The 21,795-nt window shown below is 61.0% G+C and carries 18 protein-coding genes; 11 read left to right on the forward strand and 7 right to left on the reverse strand.

Annotated features, from left to right (window positions below; translation table 11 throughout):
* Together Q0C17_RS05890 and Q0C17_RS05895 are read left to right on the forward strand one after the other, a co-directional pair.
* Positions 1-1,536, forward strand: a 1,536-nt coding sequence (locus tag Q0C17_RS05890) for a heavy metal translocating P-type ATPase (RefSeq protein WP_291202791.1), incomplete at its 5' end; no start/stop codon positions are given.
* Between the two features lie 327 nt (positions 1,537-1,863).
* Positions 1,864-2,277, forward strand: coding sequence for a DUF3703 domain-containing protein (locus Q0C17_RS05895; protein WP_291202794.1), 414 nt, complete (start codon positions 1,864-1,866; stop codon positions 2,275-2,277).
* 379 nt (positions 2,278-2,656) lie between these two features.
* Here the strand turns inward: Q0C17_RS05895 and Q0C17_RS05900 are convergent, their stop codons facing one another.
* Positions 2,657-2,932, reverse strand: a complete 276-nt coding sequence (locus tag Q0C17_RS05900) for a metal-sensitive transcriptional regulator (protein ID WP_291202797.1) — start codon at positions 2,930-2,932, stop codon at positions 2,657-2,659.
* A 594-nt stretch (positions 2,933-3,526) separates the two neighbouring features.
* On the opposite strand from Q0C17_RS05900, the gene Q0C17_RS05905 reads away from it, so the two are divergent.
* From Q0C17_RS05905 to Q0C17_RS05945, 9 genes are all read left to right on the forward strand, one after another.
* Positions 3,527-4,177, forward strand: coding sequence for a copper-binding protein (locus tag Q0C17_RS05905; protein ID WP_291202800.1), 651 nt, complete (start codon positions 3,527-3,529; stop codon positions 4,175-4,177).
* A gap of 68 nt (positions 4,178-4,245) precedes the next feature.
* The gene (locus tag Q0C17_RS05910; RefSeq protein WP_291202802.1) at positions 4,246-6,138 is read left to right on the forward strand and encodes a copper resistance system multicopper oxidase; all 1,893 of its coding nucleotides are present in this window, start codon (positions 4,246-4,248) and stop codon (positions 6,136-6,138) included.
* Positions 6,138-6,935 (forward strand): copper resistance protein B, encoded by a 798-nt coding sequence (locus tag Q0C17_RS05915; protein ID WP_291202804.1) that lies wholly within the window; start codon positions 6,138-6,140, stop codon positions 6,933-6,935. The genes Q0C17_RS05910 and Q0C17_RS05915 overlap by 1 nt, the downstream gene beginning before the upstream one ends.
* 41 nt (positions 6,936-6,976) lie before the next feature.
* The gene (locus Q0C17_RS05920) at positions 6,977-7,330 is read left to right on the forward strand and encodes a copper resistance CopC family protein (RefSeq protein ID WP_291202805.1); all 354 of its coding nucleotides are present in this window, start codon (positions 6,977-6,979) and stop codon (positions 7,328-7,330) included.
* A gap of 11 nt (positions 7,331-7,341) precedes the next feature.
* Positions 7,342-8,172 (forward strand): CopD family protein, encoded by an 831-nt coding sequence (locus tag Q0C17_RS05925; protein ID WP_291202807.1) that lies wholly within the window; start codon positions 7,342-7,344, stop codon positions 8,170-8,172.
* Between the two features lie 10 nt (positions 8,173-8,182).
* Complete coding sequence (locus Q0C17_RS05930; RefSeq protein WP_291202809.1) at positions 8,183-8,662, forward strand: nuclear transport factor 2 family protein; 480 nt, start codon at positions 8,183-8,185, stop codon at positions 8,660-8,662.
* Positions 8,662-9,399, forward strand: a complete 738-nt coding sequence (locus Q0C17_RS05935) for an AraC family transcriptional regulator (protein WP_291202811.1) — start codon at positions 8,662-8,664, stop codon at positions 9,397-9,399. Before Q0C17_RS05930 ends, Q0C17_RS05935 begins: the two co-directional genes overlap by 1 nt.
* Before the next feature lie 84 nt (positions 9,400-9,483).
* Positions 9,484-10,338 carry a sterol desaturase family protein gene (locus Q0C17_RS05940; RefSeq protein WP_291202813.1) on the forward strand — a complete coding sequence of 285 codons (855 nt, stop codon included), beginning with the start codon at positions 9,484-9,486 and terminating at the stop codon, positions 10,336-10,338.
* Positions 10,339-10,437: 99 nt separating this feature from the next.
* Entirely contained in the window at positions 10,438-12,828 is a 2,391-nt protein-coding gene (locus tag Q0C17_RS05945) for a heavy metal translocating P-type ATPase (protein ID WP_291202815.1), read from the forward strand.
* A 76-nt stretch (positions 12,829-12,904) separates the two neighbouring features.
* Here Q0C17_RS05945 and Q0C17_RS05950 read toward each other — a convergent pair whose 3' ends face one another.
* The 6 genes from Q0C17_RS05950 to Q0C17_RS05975 all read right to left on the reverse strand — a co-directional run bounded on the left by Q0C17_RS05950 (position 12,905) and on the right by Q0C17_RS05975 (position 21,296).
* Positions 12,905-13,324: a copper-binding protein gene (locus tag Q0C17_RS05950; protein ID WP_291202817.1), complete on the reverse strand. Its 420-nt coding sequence runs from the start codon at positions 13,322-13,324 to the stop codon at positions 12,905-12,907.
* A gap of 48 nt (positions 13,325-13,372) precedes the next feature.
* Entirely contained in the window at positions 13,373-16,528 is a 3,156-nt protein-coding gene (locus tag Q0C17_RS05955) for a CusA/CzcA family heavy metal efflux RND transporter (RefSeq protein WP_291202819.1), read from the reverse strand.
* Entirely contained in the window at positions 16,525-18,324 is a 1,800-nt protein-coding gene (locus Q0C17_RS05960) for an efflux RND transporter periplasmic adaptor subunit (RefSeq protein ID WP_291202821.1), read from the reverse strand. The genes Q0C17_RS05955 and Q0C17_RS05960 overlap by 4 nt, the downstream gene beginning before the upstream one ends.
* Positions 18,321-19,550 carry a TolC family protein gene (locus Q0C17_RS05965; RefSeq protein ID WP_291202823.1) on the reverse strand — a complete coding sequence of 410 codons (1,230 nt, stop codon included), beginning with the start codon at positions 19,548-19,550 and terminating at the stop codon, positions 18,321-18,323. Before Q0C17_RS05965 ends, Q0C17_RS05960 begins: the two co-directional genes overlap by 4 nt.
* Positions 19,551-20,112: 562 nt before the next feature.
* A complete protein-coding gene (locus Q0C17_RS05970; RefSeq protein WP_291202825.1) occupies positions 20,113-20,748 on the reverse strand; it encodes a DUF1109 domain-containing protein in 636 nt (211 codons plus the stop codon).
* Entirely contained in the window at positions 20,745-21,296 is a 552-nt protein-coding gene (locus Q0C17_RS05975; protein ID WP_291202827.1) for a sigma-70 family RNA polymerase sigma factor, read from the reverse strand. Before Q0C17_RS05975 ends, Q0C17_RS05970 begins: the two co-directional genes overlap by 4 nt.
* Between the last annotated feature and the right edge of the window lie 499 nt (positions 21,297-21,795).

Consider the following 21,795-nt stretch of genomic DNA (forward strand, 5'->3'; position numbering starts at 1 on the left):
GAAAACATTCAGCTTGGCGACATCGTTGTCGTGCGGTCCAACGAGCGTCTGCCGGTGGACGGGGTCGTTACCGCCGGCGAAAGCAGCGTCAACCAGGCGCCGATTACCGGTGAAAGTGCTCCGGTCGACAAACGCCCCCTGCCCGGTACATCGGCGCCCGAGATCGAGGCAGCCGGGCCGGAACACAAGGTCTTCGCCGGATCAATCAACGGGAGCGGCAGTCTCGACATTTACGTTACGCGGCTCTCGTCAGAGTCTGCGCTCGCCCGCGTTGTCAAACTCGTTTCTGAAGCCGAAACACGACAGTCCCCGACACAGACGTTCATCAAGCGCTTCGAGAAGATCTTTGTGCCGCTGGTCATCGCGCTCGCGGTGCTCACGGGGTTTTCATGGCTTTTCCTGGACGAGGCACCCTCCGAAAGCTTCTATCGCGCGATGGCCGTTCTGGTTGCAGCAAGCCCCTGCGCGTTGGCTATTGCCACGCCGAGCGCGATCCTCAGCGGTATCGCCCGGGCAGCAAATGGCGGTGTACTGATCAAGGGCGGTGCGCCGCTGGAGGCGCTTGGCCGGTTGAACGCAATCGCGTTCGACAAGACCGGCACCTTGACCATTGGCGAGCCCAAAGTCGTCGATATCGTCGCCTTCGAAGGGACCGACGAGCGCGCGCTGCTGGCGACCGCCGCCGCTGTGGAGGCCTTCAGCGATCATCCCCTCGCGCGTGCTATCGTGGAGGCGGCACGCCAGAGGGATCTTCCGAAAGGTCCGGAAGCGGCAGAGTTCCAAAGCCTCACCGGCAAGGGCGTCAGCGCGATGGTCGGAGGCGAACTCGTCCTGATCGGCAAGCCTGCGATGTTCGACGGTGAAATCGGTCCTGTCATGCCCGAAACGCTCGCGCGGGAGGTAGACACGCTTTTCGACACGGGCCGCACGATGATGGTGGTCGCGCAGGGCGGCCGCTTCATGGGCGCCATCGGCTTGATGGACACGCCGCGTCCGGCCGCAAAACGCGTGATCGCGCAGATACGCAAGCTCGGCATCACGCGGATGATGATGATCTCCGGCGACAATCACCGTGTCGCCAACGCCATCGCCCGCGATCTCGGACTGGACGAGGCGTTCGGAGACCTGATGCCGGACGACAAGGTAGCAAAGATCAAGGAGCTGAGACAGCAAGGCGGCGTCGCGATGGTTGGCGACGGCGTCAACGATGCCCCGGCTATGGCGAACGCAAATGTCGGAATTGCAATGGGCGCGGCGGGCTCGGACGTCGCTCTGGAAACCGCCGACATCGCCCTGATGGCGGACAATCTCGACACCCTGCCCTTTGCCGTCGGCCTGAGCCGCGCGACGAGCCGGAACATTCGTCAGAACCTCTTCGTCAGCCTTGGTGTCGTGGCCGTACTTGTTCCGGCGACACTCTTCGGCCTGGGCATCGGCCCTGCCATTCTTCTGCACGAAGGTTCAACGCTGATCGTCGTTGGCAACGCCCTCAGACTGCTGGCCTATCGCGACGAACAGAGCCCTGCTCACGTATGATGGAGGCCGCTGAAATGACAACAACAGTGCTCATCAAATCTCTTCCGGAAGACGCGCAATGCATCGCCGGCCATATCGGATTTTCTAAGCAGAGGGTTTTTCAATGAAAGCAATCCTGTCGTCAGCGGCGCTCCTTGCGCTGAGCGCGTGCGCGACCACCACGATACCGCAGCAGCCTGAAACACACGCTCCGACCGTTGACGCGCAAGCCTCCTGCGGGCCCCGGCCTGCCGGCCGGATGAGGTCTCACCGTTCGGCTCGGCTCGTGCTTTACCGGGCTTGCAAGGCGCGTGAAAATGCAGCGCTCAGTGCAGAAGAGGACTCGCAATGAACTCCGAGCTTCGCGCCGCTTACACGCAAAATCTTAACGCGGCAAAGTCCAGCTACCGAGCCGGAAATCATGACGCCGCTTTCTCCCACCTTGAGATCGCGCACGTCCTTGGCCAGCAGTTTTTTCTGCCGCACATAACGGTTCACGCCTGGATGCTTCGTGTTGCCGCAAAAAGGCAGGATAGGCGCGAGATCCTGGGCCAGATCACGCGGCTGGCCGCCACTGTTCCCGGATTCATTGCGGGCTGGGTCCCCTTGGGCAATACTGGCGGCGCCAATGTATCGGCACTCAAACCCATGCCGGTTCCCACTTCGCTTTCACGTCTGGTTCCAAAGCCGGACATTATCCGTCAGCTGAGCTTTCGTCTGGGAGCGCTGATCAGCGTCATTGTGATTTCACGAGCTTTCTGATCCTGGCAAGCACCATTTTCTGCACTGGATACACACCGGCGTTCTCTGATTCCCTCGGACCTTTGTCCGAGCTCCGCCCAACGGCGATCTTGGGACCGACAACGGGCATTGCGCTCGCGACCCCACTGATCACGCTTGATCTCATAACCGAGTTCCGCCTGGCGGCTGAGCTACGTGGGCGTGTCGCGCGAAGCAGAATGGCCGGTGCTGTCATCATCGGTGTCTGGCTAGCGGGTTCGCTGGCGTTCGCCGTGTTGCTGCTGCGGCACACGCGTCGAACGGCTAAATGCCTAACGCAGATCGAGCAGCCTTGATGACTTAGCCGGTGTTTGACCGGCGCAGCGTCCGTAGAAAACACCGTGACGGGAGCATTGTGCGTTCAGTTGCGATACCTGCCGATCAGATCAACGAGCTCGGTAAACTTCTGCCGTTGGCTATCGGCGTCGCCGTCGCGAATAGCTTCTTCTACGCAATGTGCTGCATGGTTCTTCAGGAGTTCGTCTTCGACCTTGCCGAGCGCAGCCTTGATCGCCTGAACCTGTGTAAGGATATCAATGCAATAGCGGCCTTCCTCGACCATTCCGGACACGCCGCGTACCTGACCTTCAATTCTCCTCAGCCGGGTTAAAACTGATTTAGGGGGGGCGTGATGCATTTGACATATACCTCTTGGGGGTATACATAGCGATTAAATAAAGGCTGGTCAACGCATCATGGTCGATTCGATCCGTAGCGCGATTGTTGCCCTTACCCTGCTCGTGCTGGGGGGCGGCCACGCCGCGTGTGCGTGCGCTTCTGTCGCACAGGCGCTGACCGGGCCCGAAGGTGCAGTGGCCGAAACGACCGGGCACGCAGGTCACATGGTCACTGTTGAGGTGCCAGATGCTGAACACTGTGACCGAGGGTCCGAAAATCAGGGTCATGACTGCACCGGGTGCGAAGCAGTTGCCCTGCCGGCCGATTCCTTGTCCAAGGCGGTCAGCCCGTTTCCAGCCGACGTCGCTATCCTGCCCGCGAAGCCCGCCAATGATACCCGCGGAGTGTTCCAACTCGCTGACTTGAGGATTGCACCAGCCCGGGGCCCGCCTCGGCCGAGCCCTTCGCTCGTAACTCTGAAAATACGCCTGCAGAATTGATCCTGAGATGATCCCTGCGCCAGCCTCTGGTCGGCGCAGACTGGTCTCACTCAACTGAAGTGAGCGCTCTTGGCGCTCTCTGTTCAAGCTGATCAATCACAGGATGTTTACCCATGAAACTCTCTCATTCAATCCTCGCGCTTGCGATGGTATTTTCTGCCGCCCCTGCATTTGCTCTGGAAGGCGGCAGTTCCGCCGCATCAATGCAGCACGCGGATCATTGCGGCCTTCCAATGGGCGAAGGGACAGTGACCGCCCTCGATGTCAAAACCTCGAAAGCCAGAATTGACCACGGCCCCATCGCGCAGCTCGACTGGGACGCAATGACCATGGACTTCAAGGCCTCGAAAAGCGTTGACCTTGCGGCATTTGCGGCCGGCGACCAGGTTCACTTCCTTTTGGCGAAAGACGCAAAGTCAAAATCCTACCGGATCGAAGCGATGTGTTCGCTCGATGCCCCGAAGGGCCTGCACGACGCCTGCATGGGCAAGATGCATGAGACGGCCATGTCGGCCGCCGAAGCCAGCGGCAAGCCGTGCGCGATGGAAGGAATGGATCACAGCACAATGCCCGGCATGGAACACGGCAACATGGAAGGCATGGACCATAGCAATATGGACGGCATGCCCAAGGGCGAGGTGACGACCGCGGGCCCAGACGGCATGAAAGGCATGGACCACTCGCAGATGCCGGGCATGGCACCAGAACCTGCGCCCACCGCGACGGATGCCGCCAAGCCAGCCGCCGATCATTCACAGCACTAACTGGTGAAGTCCCTGCGCTGCTCCGGCCTGCGCAGGGACTCAGTTCCCCTTCGACAAGGCAAACTCAAATGCTCACACGACGACATCTCCTGCGCACAGCCGCCGCTGGCGGCGTGCTCGCCGCCTCCACGTCCCTCCTGCCCGCCTGGGCGCGCAGCGCCACTGCCGGCAACAAGGGCATCTTCGAAACACGCGGTAACGCGTTTGACCTGACCATTGGCCACAGCGCCGTAAAGATCGCAGGCCGCTCCGGCCATGCCATCACGATCAACGGAACACTTCCCGGGCCGCTTATCCGGTTCCGCGAGGGCGAGAAGGTGACCCTCAAGGTCAACAACACCCTCGACGAAGACACATCGATCCACTGGCACGGACTTCTGGTGCCGTTTCACATGGACGGGGTGCCCGGCGTCTCCTTCCCCGGCATCAAGCCGAAGTCGACCTTCACCTATGAATTCGCCGTCCCGCAGAGCGGCACCTACTGGTACCATTCCCATTCCGGGCTGCAGGAACAGATGGGTCACTACGGTCCGCTGATCATCGACCCTGCCGGACCTGACCCCGTGCAGGCTGACCGTGAATACGTCCTTGTCCTGTCGGATTGGAGCTTCGAACATCCGCACAAGGTCTTTGCCCGCCTGAAGAAGGATGCTGCCGTTTATAACTTCCAGCAGCGCACAGCGGGTGACTTCCTGAAGGACGCCCGTGAAAACGGGCTCGGCGCAACGCTTGCCGACCGCGCTTCCTGGGGCGCCATGCGCATGTCGCCGACAGACATTTCGGATGTCACATCCGCAGTGTACACTTTCCTTATCAATGGCCACGCAACGGAAGACAATTGGTCCGCGATCTTCAATACCGGTGAACGCATCCGCCTGCGGATCATCAACGCCTCGGCGATGACGATCTTCAATTTCCGGATCCCTGGCCTGCCTATGACGGTGGTCGCCGCTGACGGGCTAAATGTCCAACCCGTCGAGACGGACGAGTTCCAGATCGGGGTGGCGGAGACCTATGACGTGATCGTCAGCCCCACCCGCGCAAGGCCGTTTGCGCTCGTTGCAGAATCGATCGACCGGTCAGGTCAGGTGGTCGCGACACTGGCACCTAAAGCGGGCCTCGTTGCGACAGCGCCTCTGCTGCGCGAACGCCCGACACTCACCCACCGCGACATGGGTATGGACATGTCCTCGATGGATCACGGCTCCATGGCAGGGATGGACCACGGCGGCATGGGCGGCAGCGCAATGTCGGGGATGGACCACAGCGCCATGTCCGGCATGGATCACGGCGCCATGGCAATGCCCGCGTCGGTTCCGCAGGGCCATGACCACAGGATGGGCGTCGGAGTTGATAACGTCGCAATGGTTCAGGTGAGCCGGATTGATGAGCCGGGGCTAGGCCTCGAATCTGTCCCGCACCGGGCGCTCCGGTATTCACAGCTCCGGAGCCTCACACCAAACCCCGACACACGGGCGCCGGGCCGCGAGATGGAAATCCACCTAACCGGCAACATGGAACGCTACATGTGGTCCTTCGACGGGGTAAAGCTCAGTGAAGTGACAGGTCCGATCATGTTCCATGAAGGCGAACGCCTGCGCGTGACGCTCGTCAACGATACGATGATGACGCATCCCATCCACCTGCACGGCATGTTCTTCGATCTCGTCGTGGGCGACACCGACCACAAGCCTCGCAAGCACACGGTGATCGTCAAGCCGGCAGAGCGAATTTCGTTCGACGTCACCGCCGACCATGTGGGCGACTGGGCCTTCCACTGCCACCTCCTGTTCCACATGCACGCCGGCATGATGCAGGTCGTCTCAGTCGTGCCGCGAGGTGCGGCGGCTGGCGCAGATGATCCGTACAGGGATCACACGCCTTCGGCTACTCCGCCGACGGACGAGCCTCCGCCAAAAGAAGCCCCTATGTCGGGCATGAGCCACGAAGGACACCGTTAATGACCCGCGCTCAAATGATTGCGACGATTGTCCTGCTTTCACCGCTCGCAGCAGCGCCTGCCTTTGCTCAGGAGACGCCCGTACCTGGATCGCAGGCCGAAGCCTATTGGGACAAGGATGAGTTCAAGGCGTCTCAGGACGCGCTGAAGAGAGAACATGGCGGAGGGACAAATTACATGATCCTCGCCGACCGGTTGGAATACCAATCGGGCGAGGGCTCTCCCGCTCTTCTTCTGGAGGGTCAGGGGTGGTGGGGTACGGACGACAGCCGGCTCTGGATAAAATCCGAGATCGACTATGATCTGGATGCTGGCAGTTTTGAAGAAGCCGAACTGCAGGCGCTGTGGTCACGCCCCATCGCGCGGTATTTCGACTTGCAGGCAGGTGTGCGTCATGATTTCGAGCCGGGCCCTTCCCGCACTTACGCGGTAGCCGGAATCCAGGGGCTTGCCCCCTACTGGTTCGAAGTCGACGGCGCCGTTTTCTTAAGCGAAGAGGGTGATCTCTCAGCCCGCTTCGAAGCCGAGTATGAATTCCTTCTGACCCAGCGTCTCGTGCTTCAACCGCGCACGGAACTGAATTTCGCGGCGGAGGACGTGCCCGAACTTGAAACCGGCGCCGGACTATCGACAGCAGAACTTGGCCTGCGCCTTCGCTATGAGTTCGATCGTCAGTTCGCGCCCTATGTCGGGGTCAACTGGAAAGCCTCGACCGGCGAGACCGCAGACTTTGTCCGGGCCCGTGGAGAAGACACAGAAACCCTCTCCTTCGTCACCGGCATCAGGCTCTGGTTCTGAAGCGTATCTAATTGAAACTCTCGGTCCGGAAAGGACATCCCATGCACACGCCCAAATTAATCGCCGCAACAGTTCTGGCGCTCGCTCTCTCAGCTGCTCCCGCGCTTGCTCACATCAGTGTCAAATCGACGAGCATCGAGAATGCCGCCGTCATCGACTCCGCTCCTGCAGACTTCTCGTTCAGCTTCAGCCAGCCGGTCGGTCTGATATCATTCTCTATCCAGACACAGGCCGGAGAAAAGGTCGATCTAGGCTTCATGCCGCCAAAAGCACCGGCAGCCACATTCACGGTGCCGCTGCCGGAACTCGCGCCCGGTCTCTACACCGTCGAATGGCGTACGATGTCGAAGGATGGTCATCCGATGACCGGCAAATCGACTTTCGAACTGAAGTAGGCCGGACCGATATGCCCCTGCTGGACGCCGCCAATCTTGCAACCAAGATCCTGCTCTATGGCGTCAGCCTCGCAGCGATCGGGGCGGCGCTCCACGGGGCGCTCGGACTGCACACCAACCGTCGCGCCTATACATGGCTCGCCGCCCTGGTAGCGGCCTCCGCGCTGATGCGGCTGCTCATTCTCAACGCACAGATGGGCGGCAGCCTCGGCGCGGCGCTGTCCCTTGATCAGTTCGGGTGGACCTGGACCGGCGGCGGAAGACCTGCACTGGCTTTGTTCGCGGGCGCTGTCCTCCTCTTTGCGGCAAGCATGGCGAAAGGTCGTATCCTTCTTATGTTCGCCGCTATCAGCATCAGCGCAGGCTTTGGCCTCACGGGGCATACGGCAGGTCTTGAGGCGCCGGGGCTCGCCCCCTGGGTCGTTGCGGTCCATGTCCTGATCGCCGGCTTCTGGCTGGCGGCGCCCGTTACGCTCTGGCCTGCCCCTGCGCTGACTGACCGAGATGTTCTTGCCCGCGCGGAATCGTTCAGCCGTGTCGCCCGGTTCATCGTGCCGCTGCTGTTTGTATCCGGCGTCTACCTTTTCTGGCGGATCAATGGCGACCTGACATCGGCGCTCAACTCCGGATACGGACGGCTCCTTGCTGCTAAGTTTCTGGCCGCACTGCTGATCCTCGGACTTGGCGCGCTCAACATGACTCGTGTCACACACCAGCTCGCCACTGATGCCGTCAGCGGGCGGGCGAACCTTCGGGCGACGCTCCGGGTAGACGCGGTGCTCTTTGTGCTGATTCTCGGTATAATTGCCGCCGCGACAACAATTTCTGGCCCCGTTGAATAAGGAAACCCGAATGAAAACCTACATCATCGCCATCTTTGCCGCAGCTCTCCTGAGTGTTGCGGGACCTGCCTTTGCCCATGAAAGCGCCCACCCGGAAGCACCAGGGTCACCCGTCGGGATCGTCGATGCCTTTGCTGCAGCGCTTGATGCGGGCGATACCGGTGCCCTGTCCGCCTTGATGGCCCCTGACGTTCAGATCGCCGAGAGCGGCGGAATCGAGCGCTCTCTCGAAGAATACCGCTCTCATCATATGGGCGCAGATATCGAGTTCTCAAAAGCGGTTGAGACAAAGGTCCTCAGCCGCCACGTTTTTGAAGGCGAAGGCCTTGCAACAGTCATGACCGAAGCTGTGTCCACCGGCACGTTCCGGGGCAAGGCCGTCAACAGTCGTCTGATGGAGACGATGGTCCTCAAACAGACGGACGGAGACTGGCAGATTGTCCACATACACTGGTCGTCGGCCAAGATATCCGAGAGTGACAGTCATTGATGCAGGCTGGGCGCTGGCGTGGCTCGCTCACCATCGGAGACGGCTGGGCGATTCTGCAAGGTGTGGCGGGCGCCAACGCGCCCCATACCCATCTCGCTCACCAGCTGACTGCCGGGATCGATGGGCCACTTGAAATCGAGTGCTGCGGCAGACTCCAGATCATCCCGCCTCGGCAGTACGTGATCATACCGTCGGGATGTGCACATGCCATCGGTCCAATCGAGACAAGGTTGCGGAGCATCTACTTTGACCGCGCAAGGGCTGCCTCAGCGGGTTCGGGTCACGAACGCGGCTTCAGCCTTGCAGATTCGCGCCTGTCAGCCGCATTGGATGCGCTGAACGAAACCGGCTCGCCGGCTAACCTGATGGGTGCATTCGCGATTGGAGAACAATCCGCACAGCCAGAGAGATCGCTGACACAGCTGCTTGATGGCGCCCCGGTCTCCGCCACGCCAGGCTCGATTGCTCACGACCTTGGAGTGTCGCCCAGTCGCCTGCGCCAGATATCACATGCAACATTCGGGGCGCCCATCTCCCACGTTCTCCAATGGCGGCAGTTGCAGCGCGCAGCGCGCGCGCTTTCAGACAACGCAAGTCTGGCTCAGGCGGCTGAGGCCGGCGGCTTTTCCGATCAATCCCATTTCACGCGCCGCATGCGCCGCTGGTTCGGTGTCTCGCCCGGCGCAGGTCTTTCTGGCCTGGAAGTCCGGGTTGCCCCGAAGCGGCAAGGTTGTTGAATCGTTCAAGACAGCTGGGCTGCGCCCGTTACCCTGTGATCAGATGAGGCGACACTCGCCTGCTCGCAGTCAAACGGAACCCCCATGCCCATTCTAAAACAGATCTCCAAGTGGACCTATGCGCCGCTGATGCTGCTGACCTTCAATGGCGCTGCAATCGCACTTGTGCAGTCCGGTGCACCCAAAGCTGGTCTTGCCGTGCTCTTGCTCACGGCAATCGGGATGTCATTCCTTGCTGAGCGGTTTATTCCGTACCAGGAGGACTGGAACCGCCCAAAGGGCGATACTTTGAGAGATGGTCTCCACGCGCTGGTCAATGAAGGCTCGATTGCCGTGTCGGTACTTCTCATTCCGATGTTGGCTGCCATCGTACCCTTCCCCCCAATCTGGCCAGGCAGCTGGCCGCTATGGGCTCAGCTGCTGCTTGCAATACTTGTCGCCGACGCCGGGATCACCGTCATTCACTGGGCGAGCCATCACTACAAGTTTCTCTGGCGCTTCCATGCCGTGCATCACAGCGTTACGCGAATGTACGGCTTCAACGGCCTCATGAAGCACCCCGTCCATCAGGCGATCGAACTGATGGCAGGGACTGCGCCACTCCTTCTCGCAGGCATGCCGCTGGATGTCGCCGTGCTGCTTGCATTCGCGGTGGCGATTCAGCTGCTCCTCCAGCACTCGAACACCGACATGAAGATCGGCGCGCTTCGCCATGTGCTCGCACTTGCGCCCGTTCACAGGTTTCATCACCTCAAATCTTCGGCTGAGGGCAACGTCAACTTTGGTCTCTTCACGACATTCTGGGACAGGCTGCTCGGAACGGCCCACTTCGATGCGGATCGCCCCTTTTTCTCGGGCGACCTTGGGATCGAAAACGAAGCAGACTATCCCTCAACCTATACAGGTCAGCTCGTCCGGCCGTTCTTAAGCGATGGCTGAAGAGCGCCCGCAAGATCAAATATACCCCCACGGGGTAATTGACCGATACGGTATAGGGGTATATTTGAAGACATAGCAAAAAGCACGCAGGAGCTCGGCATGTCTTCAAGTGAAACCACAACTGCGGGTCCGCGACCGACGCGCGACCCGGTCTGCGGCATGACTCCGAAGGCAGACACCCCGCACCGCCTTATGCATGAGGGCGCCGAGGTCGTGTTCTGCAGCGCAGGTTGCAAATCGAAGTTTGAAGCAAATCCCGCCACCTACTTGGATGCCTTCACGGCGCATGAGGCGGATATGCATGACCACTCCGGCCACAGGGCTGGCGTCCACGGTCATGCTGGCGCCTCACGTGCGAAGATGGCAGCTGCAGGAAGTCAGTGGACCTGCCCGATGCACCCGGAGATCGTGCGGGACGGCCCTGGAGCCTGCCCGATCTGCGGCATGGCACTGGAGCCGATGACGCCAACCGCAGGCGATGGCCCCAATCCCGAGCTGCGCGACATGAAACGGCGCTTCCTGTTCGGCGTGGTGCTGTCATTGCCCCTGCTGGTCATAGAAATGGGTGGGCACGTCTTCGGAATTGACCGGTTCATTCCGCCCACGATCAATCCCTGGATCCAGATGGCTTTGGCAACGCCCGTGGTGCTCTGGGCAGGCTGGCCTTTCTTCGCGCGGGGAGCCGCGTCGGTCAGAAACCGCAGCCTGAACATGTTTTCGCTGATTGCGCTCGGCACAGGTGCGGCCTGGATCTACAGTATGGTCGCGGCAATTGCGCCGGGCCTGTTCCCGGCCGAACTGCGCTCGGCGCACGGCACGGTTCCGGTCTATTTTGAAGCTGCCGCCGTCATAATCACGTTGGTGCTGCTTGGGCAGGTGCTCGAACTCCAGGCGCGGGAAGCGACAGGAGGCGCCATTCGCGCGCTACTTGACCTTGCCCCGAAAACTGCCCGCCGGATCAATGCGGATGGCACAGAAGAAGATGTGCCGCTCGAGACAGTCGTTGCCGGTGACAGGCTGCGCGTGCGGCCCGGCGAAAAGATTCCGGCCGATGGCGTCGTCCTTGAAGGACGCTCCTCCATCGACGAGTCGATGGTGACTGGGGAATCCATGCCGGTCACCAAATCGGTCAATGACCGGGTTATCGGGGCAACGGTCAATCAGACTGGCAGCCTGATTGTCGAGGCGCAACGCGTCGGCAGCGAGACCATGCTCTCGCAGATCGTCCATCTCGTTGCAGAGGCGCAGCGCAGCCGCGCGCCCATCCAGCGCCTCGCGGACCTTGTATCCGGCTGGTTCGTTCCTGCCGTGATCGTTGTCGCCTTAGCAGCCTTCTTTGGCTGGCTGATCTTCGGGCCGGAGCCAGCCTTCTCCTATGGTCTCATAGCGGCCGTCTCGGTACTGATCATTGCCTGTCCGTGCGCGCTCGGCCTCGCCACGCCGATGTCGATCATGACAGGTGTCGGTGCGGGGGCGCGGGCCGGCGTGCTGATCCGGAATGCTGAAGCGCTCGAACGCATGGAAAAGGTTGATACCCTGCTCATCGACAAGACCGGCACACTGACAGAAGGCAAACCCGCACTTGTCGGGATGGATATGGCGCCGGGCGCGGATGAAACGGTCGCCCTCCGCCTTGCCGCAAGCCTGGAAAGTCAAAGCGAACATCCCCTGGCCACTGCGATCGTCGCTGCTGCGCGTGCAAAAGGTCTTGCGCTTTCCGAACCTTCAGACTTTGACTCGCCCACAGGAAAGGGCGTCGTAGGGATCGTCGAGGGACACAAGGTCGCGCTGGGCGCCGAGCGCTTCATGGACGAACTCGGCATCGACACAGCCGCGCTGCGGGCGCTCGCGGAACGCCGCCGGAAAGACGGTGCAACTGCCATCTACGCTGCAGTCGACGGCGCGGCAGTTGCGTTGTTCGCGATCGCCGATCCGGTAAAGGCATCGACGCCGGACGCGCTCAAAGCCCTTCGGGATGCCGGCCTGCACATCGTCATGGCGACCGGCGACAACCGCACGACCGCAGATGCAATCGCCCGGTCGCTCGGTATCGATGCCGTCGAGGCCGAAGTCCTGCCTGCCCAGAAGGCTGATATCGTGAAACGCCTGATCGCCGAGGGCCGGGTCGTTGCCATGGCGGGCGATGGCGTCAATGACGCCCCTGCCCTGGCGGCCGCGGATGTGGGCATCGCAATGGGCACCGGCACGGATGTCGCCATAGAAAGCGCCGGTGTCACACTGCTCAAGGGAGACCTTGGAGGCATTGTACGGGCACGGACTATTTCGCGGGCAACCATGAGGAACATCCGGCAGAACCTTTTCTTCGCTTTTGCCTACAACGCTGCCGGCATTCCCATTGCTGCAGGCGTCCTGTACCCCCTTACCGGCACCCTGCTCTCTCCCATGATCGCAGCCGCAGCGATGGCCCTGTCCTCCGTCTCCGTGATCGCCAATTCCCTGCGGCTGAACCAAAGCGCAAAGTCATCCTGAGCCGTAGAGCCCAGGATCGAACTGGATTGGCCTGAACATGGATCACCGCAGGCGCGAGGGCCTTGTTGGACATCCGTCACTTCACCGCTTCTTCGACAAGGCAATCGGAGCCGCTCTCAGTTGTTTTGCAGATGGAGATAATCCGGTAGACACCGTCCCTTCCGTGTTTGACGCTGAAGGCGACGGTGTCGCCCTCAGCAAGTCCTGCAATGTCCACATCGCTCACAAGCTCAAACCCCATGGTCATTGATCCCATGAGCCCCTCGATCGGTCCGTGGTCAATTGTCACAAAGTCCCCTTTGGTACCCAATGACGTGATCGTTCCAAAGCCGGATCCAGTGCGCTCCGGTTCAGTTGGGCTTTCGCCAGGAGTGGCAGCCTCCGCTAGACTGCCAGATTCCGAAGCCGGGTTCGCGGGCGCTGACTCTGCTCCGCCACAAGCAGAAAGCACTACTGCAAGAGCGCCAAGTATCAGGGTAGGTCTAACGAGCTTCATGATTGATCTCCTTTGTTGAGCTTTGATTCAGTAAACGTAGTGGCAGCACTATTCAGTGCTCGCCGGCAGGTTTCGTCCAACCCAGATATAGTAGATCACCGGGATGACGATCAGTGTCAGCACCAGCGTTGAAGCCATTCCTCCCACCATAGGCAAGGCGATCCGGCGCATGACATCTGCGCCGAGGCCGTCGGTGAAGAAGACAGGGGCAAGGCCTGCAAAGATCGTGGCAACCGTCATGAGCTTGGGCCTGACCCGCATCGCGGCCCCGCGGCTGACAGCGTCGAGAAGCTCCCGCCTGGACCCAGGCGGCGTCTCCCGGACCTGCGCATCCATGTAGAGCAGCATCACCACAGCGGTCTCAACGGCGATACCTGCCAGTGCAATGAAGCCGACAGCCACGGCGACTGAAAGATTGTAACCGGCGAGCCAGACAGCCCACATGCCGCCGATAAGCCCGAACGGCAGGCTGAGCATGACGATCAGTGTCCGGTCCAGCCGGCCGAAGTGCAGCATCAGCAGAAGAAAAATCAACGCTACGGCCGCCGGGATAGCAATGCGCAGACGTGCATTGGCTTCCTCGAACTGCTCATACTGACCGGAAAACGAGACGGCATAGCCAGGCGGCAACACCACACTGTCGGCGACCACCCTGCGCGCCTCCTCGACATAGCCACCGAGATCGCGGCCGGCGATATCAACGAAGACCCAACCTGTCAGACGGGCGTTCTCGGAGCGGATCATCGGCGGTCCTTCGACATAGGCAATGTCAGCCAGTTCGCCGAGCGGTATGTGGGCGCCGCTTGGCGCCGGAACGAGGATCCGCGCGATGTCGTCCGGCGTTTCGCGGAAGGCACGGTCATAGCGCATCATGATATCATAGCGCTCGCGCCCTTCGACCGATTGTCCGAGCGCGGCGCCGCCGAGCGCCGTCTGAACAACCATCTGGAATGCGCCCATGTCGATACCGCGCCGCGCCAGCTCCGCACGGTCCGGCGTGATTTCAAGGTATTTTCCGCCGAGCACACGGTCGGCAAAAGCCGAGCGTGTTCCCCTGACCGGGGCGATTACAGCCTCTATCTCGCGCGTCAGACGGTCGAGTTCGTCGAGATTGTCGCCCGTGACCTTTACACCGATCGGTGTGCGCACGCCGGTCGAAACCATGTCCATGCGTATCTTGATGGGGTACCCCCAGGAGCTGACCAGACCCGGCATCTGCAACTTGTCGTTCATCTCCGCTTGCAGCTGCTCAGGGGTCAATCCAGGACGCCATTGTGATTTTGGTTTCAGCCGCACCCAGGTCTCGATCATCGGGAGCGGCGCCGGGTCGGTCGCCGTCTCGGCCTGACCGGCCTTGCCGAACACCCGTTCGACTTCCGGCACGGTCATAAGGATCCGGTTCGTCTGACCCAGGATTTCCCGCATCTTGGTCGCCGATGCGCCCGGCAAGGTCACGGGCATGTAGAGCAGCTCGCCCTCGTAGAGCGCCGGCATGAACTCTGTCCCGAGGCGCGTGACCGGCAGGGCAACGCTGGCGGTTGCGATCAAGGCGAGCGCGATCGCAGCCCATTTGAACCGGAGCGCCAGATGCAGCACAGGCCGGTAGGCGCGCACGAAGAGCGCGTTCAGCGGATTGGCTTCTTCGCGCCTGAACTTCCCTCGCATCAGGTAGAGCATCAGAACCGGAACGAGAGTAACGGACAGGATGGCCGCAAAGGCCATTGCATAGGTCTTGGTGAAGGCGAGAGGCGAGAAGAGCCGGTAGCTTTCTCCCGTAAGCGCAAAGACCGGCAGGAATGAAACCGTGATGATCAACAGAGAAAAGAAGATCCCCGGCCCGACTTCCTGCGCCGCCCGCAGGATGATCTCGCGCCGAAGGCGCGGGTTGTGGCCCGTGTCTGTCTCCGAAAGTTTCCGGCTGGCATTTTCGACAAGCACGATCGACGCGTCCACCATGGCGCCAACTGCGATTGCGATCCCGCCAAGGCTCATGATGTTTGCTGTCACGCCCTGCCACGACATGATCAGGAAGGCGCCCAGCACGCCTAGCGGCAAGGTTATGATGGCCACAAGCGACGAGCGGACGTGCAGGAGAAAGACCAGAATGACCAACGCGACCGCCAGGCCTTCTTCGAGCAGTTTTTCTTCAAGGTAGCGGACAGCGCCTTCGATCAGAGGCGAGCGATCATACACCGTCACGATCTCGACGCCTTCCGGCAATCCTCGTTGCAGTTCGGCGAGTTTGGCCTTCACCCTGGCAATCACGTCCAGGGCGTTCTCGCCGTGGCGCATGACGATGATACCGGAAACTGTCTCGCCTTCTCCATTGAGTTCGACAACGCCCCGGCGAAGCGCCGGGCCTTCGACAACGCGCGCAACGTCGGAAAGCAGAACCGGTGTTCCGTCCTCGGAGAATACGACAACGGCCTCAAGGTCTGCCCGTTCATCGACATAGCCGGGCGAGCGGATGACAAACTCGGTTTCGGCCTGTTCAACAACGCGTCCGCCGACTTCGCTCGAAGCTGCGCGTATTGCTTCGGCAAGTCGCGGCAGCCCAACATCAAAGGCGCGAAGCCGGTTCGGATCGATCAGGACCTGGTACTCGCGGACAAATCCGCCAACCGACGCGACCTCGGCGACGCCTTCGATGCCCGCAAGTTCCAGTTTCAGGAACCAGTCCTGCAGCGACCTGAGTTCAGCCAGATCCGTGCGACCGGTCTTGTCGACCAGCGCATACTGATAGACCCAGCCAACTCCGGTCGCATCAGGCCCCATCTGCGGGACGGCGCCGGCCGGAAGTGTGCCGCCCAGCCTGGACAAGGCTTCAAGGACACGCGAGCGGGCCCAATAGAGATCAACGCCGTCTTCGAAGATCACGTAGACGAAGCTTGTCCCGAACATTGACGTTGCCCGGACGTCCTTTGTCCGGGGCAGACCGAGAAGATTGGTGGACAAGGGATAAGTCACCAGGTCTTCGACAATCTGCGGTGACTGGCCCGGAAAGTCCGTCCGTATGATGACCTGTGTATCGGTCAGGTCCGGAATCGCATCGAGCGGGGTGTTCTGGAGCGCAAGCCAACCGGAGACCGCAAGGGCGGCCGACAGAAAAAGCACGATCAGCTGGTTGGCAATCGACCAGCTGATCAGTCTCGCGATCAATGATTGTGAGGGATCGCGTCCGGCGAGGTTTTCCGGCGTCGTCATGGCTGCATCTCCGCCATCGGATCGGGCCAGGCGACGGCTTCTGACTTGCTACTCCCGAAGGGATTGAGCGGCGCGCCTGCCGTCTGAATCCAGAGGCGGTCACTGGTTGCCTCGCGGAAGAGCGCAAGGCCCGACTGCTTGTAATGGGCCGGCGCCCCGTTCAGCCACCAGGGCGCGAGCGCCGCCGAGAGCTCGGCCAATGCCGCGCGCTGCCCCTCATTATCAGGGGCCGCCTGCGCCGCCTTGAGTGCCTGCATCGCGCCGCCGAGCACGCCGCTGAGCCGCGTTCCGGTAAACCGCGAGGAGAGGCGCTCGCCAAGCAGCAGGGCCGGGGCAAAGAAGTCCGCCCTCGGTTCATATCCCTCGGTCAACGCTTCATGGAGATAAAGCGCAGCATCAGTGAAGTGATCAAGCTCGGCAAGCGTCGCCGCATCCACGGCAAGATCGGCGAACGGCGTAGACATATCCGCCGATGTGCCCTTCGGCGCCTGCATTTTAGCCAGCCCTTCCCTGAGGCTCGCCTCGCTGTCGAGCAGGAATTGTCCGCTTGCAACGACCAGCTCGCCTTCGTTCAGCCCGGAAATGATTTCGGTATGCCCGCCGGCCGAAGCCCCGGTTCGCACATCACGGCTTTCGAACCGCCCCTCGCCCAGCGCGATGACAACCCGGGCACCTGCTGAGTCCCTCAATACTGCCTCCGTCGGCACCGTGAGGCGCGGCTCGCCGCCGAGATCCATCCGGATGTCTGCGTAGGCTCCCGGACGCAGGAGGCCAGCGGCGTTCTCTACTTCGATACGGACGCGCGCTGTGCGGGTCCGCGAATCGATTTCAGGGTAGATGAACGCAATCTTGCCGTCTGAGGCGACGTCCGGAGCGCTTGGAAAGGAGAGCGTCACGGCAAGACCGGTCCTGACCAGAGGCAGATCGCCTTCGGGTATCTGCGCCATGATCCACACATCGGAATAGGATTGAAGACGAAGCACGGGTGAGCCCGCCGTGACGTAATCGCCTTCCCGGACGGTCAATTCGGTGACCAGTCCTCCGTCCTCGGCATAAACTGGAACGCGCTCGATGAGCGATCTGTTCTTTTCGATGCGCGCAATCACGCCGGGCTGCATTCCGAGTGACCTCAGCCGCTGGCGTACCGAGGCGATGCGTTTCGGGTTTCCGATCTCGAGGGAATTGAGGAAGTCCTTCTGGGCCGAGATCAGGTCCGGACTGTAGATGTCATAAAGCAGTGCCCCCGGCTCAACCGCGTCGCCTTCAGCCCGCACTCTCAGGTTTTCGATCCAGCCTTCAAGCCGCGACACAGAGACTGCTTCTAACCGTTCATTGGTCTCGACCGTACCGAACGCGCGAAGCGCGCGCCCGAGCGGGCGGCGCCTTGCGGCCTCTGTGCGCACGCCCATCGTCTGCAGCGTTTCCGGGGCAACGGAGAAACCGGGCCCGGAAGACGCCTCGGCATAGACCGGAATATAGTCCATACCCATCCAGTCCTTTTTCGGAACCGGCGAAGTGTCCGCCTGCCCCATCGGATTTTTATAGTAGAGCACCGCGCGTTCGCCGGTCGCCGTATCCTGCTGTGCAGACCCGGCAGCGGCGACAAGATCCATCCCGCAAATCGGACACGATCCATCTGGGTCTGTGGAGATGTAATGAGGGTGCATCGGGCAGGTGTAGGAGGCGCCCGGGCTTTCAGCCTCGGGCCTTCCGGTTTGTCCGGCGCCCGGCGCGGGGCTGCACGCTGGCAGGATCAGCGCCAGCGCCGACACGGAAAATATCAGTATACGTCTCATGGTGTCACCAGAATTGCGTTGATGCGGGCAATCGCCGATGCCGCGAGGGTCTCTTCCATGATGATTTCAGCACGCAACTTCAGGATTGCGATCTGGCCATCGAGCACCGGCGCGTAGTCTCCGCTGCCGGACTCATAAACGATCAGCTGGGACGCGACCGCGTCCTCGATGGCCTCGATGTTCGCCCGGAGGCTATCTTGGGAGCGGCCTGCCTGATCGCGCATTGCTTCAAGCCCGTCCAACTGGGCGACGGCGCTCCGAAGCGCTGCAGCCTCGCGGCTGCGCGCGGCCTCAAGCGCGGACTTGGCGGCCCTCGTTCGCGGGGCCTGGCTCTTTTCACCCCAGATCGGCAGGCTGAACGAGACCATCGCTCCCAAGACATCGTCACCTGCAAGGCTCTCGCCGAACGGGCCCCTCCGCTCGTCCCTCAGTTCGTAGGTCAGCTGCCCCCCCCAGTCCGGTTGCCAGTCGGCCCGGGCTTCATCGACGCCGGCACCGAATATCCCGACTTCGGCGCGCGCGGTGCGAACCGAATGAAACATCTGAGGGTCTCCCGTCCATTCACCGGCCATCTCGATGGGTGCGGCGGGTCTTTCGAGATCACCGATCAGTTCAGTCAACTTCGCCTCAACCTGGCGCGATCCCGCCTCAAGCGCGGCGCGGTCGCGGCCAAGTGCAGCGCGTTCACTCTCAATCTCGGCCAGCCTGAAAATCGCGGGCCGTCCCGCGTCGATCTCCGCCGACACCACATCTGTTAGTTCGGCGTACAGGCCCGCACGCTCGTCCAGAAGCGCGCGTTGCCTGTCGATCCGCGACCGCTCCAAAAGGAGCACGATGAGTTCGCCGCGCAGCGCGTCGAGGCGCGCGGCCCGCAATGTGTCAAAGCGCCGGGCCGACGCCAACTCACGCTCAGAGCGGGCGCGCCGCGAGGCGCGATTGGGAATGGCCTGTCGCACGCCGACTTCTGTGTTGACCGGCACGTAGCCATAGTATTGCGGGTCGTGGATGGGAAAATCATCGACGCCGACCGAAAACTCCGGATCCGGCAGCGCTGTTTCGGCCACCGCCAGATTGCGGGCGCCTTCAGCCTCGTACTCCAGCTCCAGAAGCGACGGATGAGACGCAAGTTGCCGTTCCAGATCTTCGAACGACTGGGCGGCCGCAGCGAATGGCAGGCCGGCGATAGACAGGACCACCGCAGCGAGCGGCGTCACACGGAATGGCATGGGAAGTCTCCTGAAGATGGACTGAGCAAAGCGGCGCGCAGCCCGGCAGGGCGCGCGGCAACTTTTCAGAACATCAAATCAGGAGGCGGTCGCGAAGGTGTACCGGCGTGAGAACACGGGGCGGTCCCTCGCGTGGAGGGCCAGTTTTCCGCTCCATTGCAGGCTCTTGAAAGCCTGGAAACTGGGCCAGAACAGGCATCAGCGCCGCGGGCTCTGATGGGTCGGCTTTCAGGGCGACTGAAGCGGTTTCGAGGGACGCAGCGGTTGCTGCGCAGTCAGGGCACCCGTCGCATCCGTTTTCATCGGGGGCCGTAGAACCGCCCATTCCGGGCATGTCCGCGCAGCTGAGTTCTTCCTCGGCGCCGTGCAGCATCGTCTCGGCGCGCGGTAACGGCTGGCAGCAGGCCAGCACTGGCCCAGCGACAGCGATCATCGCCAGTAAAACTACGAAGGAGCGCATCAATCGCATGCCAAAGGATAATCCGAGAAAATGACTAGGTCATTGATTAAACAGAGAGATCACGGGCGGTCGATCAAATAATTCCATCCCACCACCGGGTTGCTACCATTTCAGTGCCCTACTCAGAAGGATGGCGCCTGCACCCGCGCAAAGCAGTACGGACGCGAGATACCAACTTAAAACATAGAGAACCGAGTCAGCCGGGCAGCAACTGGCGTAGACGATTGCTGCAAGCGAGCCCGAGACCCCGCCGATCGCAGAGCCTGCAAGCGTCAGCCGAGTCGCGCCAAGCCCGCGAACGGCAAATGTCAAAGCCACCGCGATGGGAAGGGCGAGCAGCGGGATCCGGTAGAGGCATTCGGGGAACCGGTCACCCGTCCAGGCGTGCAGACGCACCTCTGGGGGAGTCGCGGCAAGGACAAGAAGGCCAATCAAGATGTTCAGGACCGCGAATACACCGATTGGCCAGAAACCGTGCCGGGCCGAAGTGCTTGGGCGGGATACTTCGAGCAGGAAGGGCGTCGCCGCCGCCGCAGCCGCAAGACCATAAAAGCCTTTTAGGACGATGTGGGCGCCCGCTTGCGAAAAATCCGCGCGCGTACCAAAGATCAGGAAAAGCAGGACGACAGATGCGACAAGACCTGCTGCCGCCGCTGCCGACAGCCTCAATCGTGGCCTCACCGGGCGAACTGCCGATACCCCGCGCGAGAGTTCTGAGACGAGATCATCAGTCTTCACGAGGACTTTTCCTTTGAAACGAGGGACATAAGTTTCTTGAGCCCGCGATGAATACTGACTTTTACATCGGCTTCAGAGATACTCAGTTTTACTGAAGCCTCGCGGATCGATAAGTGATCCAGCTTTACGAGCTGAATCGCACTGCCCTGCTTTTCCGGCAGTTGGGCCAGCAGGACCTCGATATCACGGCCGAAGTCTGTTTGATCCGCAGTTTCCTCTGAAAAAAGTCCTACGACATCGTCAACTGGAACGAACTCCCGGCCAGCCGGCTTGCGTCTGAAGTGATCCATCAGTTTGTAACGCGCTATGGCATATACCCAAGCCGTGAACGGACGACCGGGATCATACCTCCGCCGGTTCAAATGGATAGCCAGCAGCGTTTCCTGCACGAGGTCCTCAGCCGCCGCGTCATCACGACCGTACAACTTCTGACGGAAGAATCGCCGAAACAAGCCACTCAACTTCTGAAGGAGGGTACGATAGGCGGCTTCATCTCCGGAATTGCTCTTCAGCATCAACAAATGCAATTCCGGTTCATGTGGATTCATTGTCCCGCCAGCCTTGTGACACTGCATTTCCGAAGAGATCGGAGTCCTGTGAGTTTCGAAGGGTATGACGGGACTCGTTTGTCCTGGCATCCTAAGCGGAAGACAAAAACCAGAGTAATCACTTTCATGGGATAAGATCGCAACTATGCTCATGAGCCTTTATCGCCCGACATCATCATCAACTGGTGGTTCGTACGCCGCAGGGAAAAGGTTACAAAGTCCGAACAGCGCTTGTCTCCGCAATCTGCCGGACCCTCATGGATGCTCCGGTTCCGGAGCGCCTACAGGTTAAAGTTCGCACTGAAGACTTTTGTTTTTACGGATGTAACCAGCCGACGCCTGACAGCGAATTCAAAAACAGAGACCGGCATTCAAGCCTTTCTCGGCTTTTCATTCGCTGACATCAAAGGAACCACCAAATGCGCAAAGTATCCGCTGCCGCCGTCTTCACCATACTGACCTTGATGGTCCCCCTGCCCGCTCTTGCACACCATAAAGC

This window comes from Hyphomonas sp., from assembly GCF_022844445.1.
GTDB lineage: Bacteria > Pseudomonadota > Alphaproteobacteria > Caulobacterales > Hyphomonadaceae > Hyphomonas.

Excerpts from the sequence above, each read along its gene's own strand:
- Q0C17_RS05895 (WP_291202794.1), top strand. The coding sequence starts at position 1,864 with ATGAACTCCGAGCTTCGCGCCGCTTACACGCAAAATCTTAACGCGGCA.
- Q0C17_RS05900 (WP_291202797.1), bottom strand. The coding sequence starts at position 2,932 with ATGCATCACGCCCCCCCTAAATCAGTTTTAACCCGGCTGAGGAGAATT.
- Q0C17_RS05920 (WP_291202805.1), top strand. The coding sequence starts at position 6,977 with ATGCACACGCCCAAATTAATCGCCGCAACAGTTCTGGCGCTCGCTCTC.
- Q0C17_RS05945 (WP_291202815.1), top strand. The coding sequence starts at position 10,438 with ATGTCTTCAAGTGAAACCACAACTGCGGGTCCGCGACCGACGCGCGAC.
- Q0C17_RS05940 (WP_291202813.1), top strand. The coding sequence starts at position 9,484 with ATGCCCATTCTAAAACAGATCTCCAAGTGGACCTATGCGCCGCTGATG.
- Q0C17_RS05960 (WP_291202821.1), bottom strand. The coding sequence starts at position 18,324 with ATGAGACGTATACTGATATTTTCCGTGTCGGCGCTGGCGCTGATCCTG.
- Q0C17_RS05905 (WP_291202800.1), top strand. The coding sequence starts at position 3,527 with ATGAAACTCTCTCATTCAATCCTCGCGCTTGCGATGGTATTTTCTGCC.
- Q0C17_RS05965 (WP_291202823.1), bottom strand. The coding sequence starts at position 19,550 with ATGCCATTCCGTGTGACGCCGCTCGCTGCGGTGGTCCTGTCTATCGCC.
- Q0C17_RS05925 (WP_291202807.1), top strand. The coding sequence starts at position 7,342 with ATGCCCCTGCTGGACGCCGCCAATCTTGCAACCAAGATCCTGCTCTAT.
- Q0C17_RS05930 (WP_291202809.1), top strand. The coding sequence starts at position 8,183 with ATGAAAACCTACATCATCGCCATCTTTGCCGCAGCTCTCCTGAGTGTT.
- Q0C17_RS05975 (WP_291202827.1), bottom strand. The coding sequence starts at position 21,296 with ATGAATCCACATGAACCGGAATTGCATTTGTTGATGCTGAAGAGCAAT.
- Q0C17_RS05955 (WP_291202819.1), bottom strand. The coding sequence starts at position 16,528 with ATGACGACGCCGGAAAACCTCGCCGGACGCGATCCCTCACAATCATTG.
- Q0C17_RS05915 (WP_291202804.1), top strand. The coding sequence starts at position 6,138 with ATGACCCGCGCTCAAATGATTGCGACGATTGTCCTGCTTTCACCGCTC.
- Q0C17_RS05935 (WP_291202811.1), top strand. The coding sequence starts at position 8,662 with ATGCAGGCTGGGCGCTGGCGTGGCTCGCTCACCATCGGAGACGGCTGG.
- Q0C17_RS05910 (WP_291202802.1), top strand. The coding sequence starts at position 4,246 with ATGCTCACACGACGACATCTCCTGCGCACAGCCGCCGCTGGCGGCGTG.
- Q0C17_RS05950 (WP_291202817.1), bottom strand. The coding sequence starts at position 13,324 with ATGAAGCTCGTTAGACCTACCCTGATACTTGGCGCTCTTGCAGTAGTG.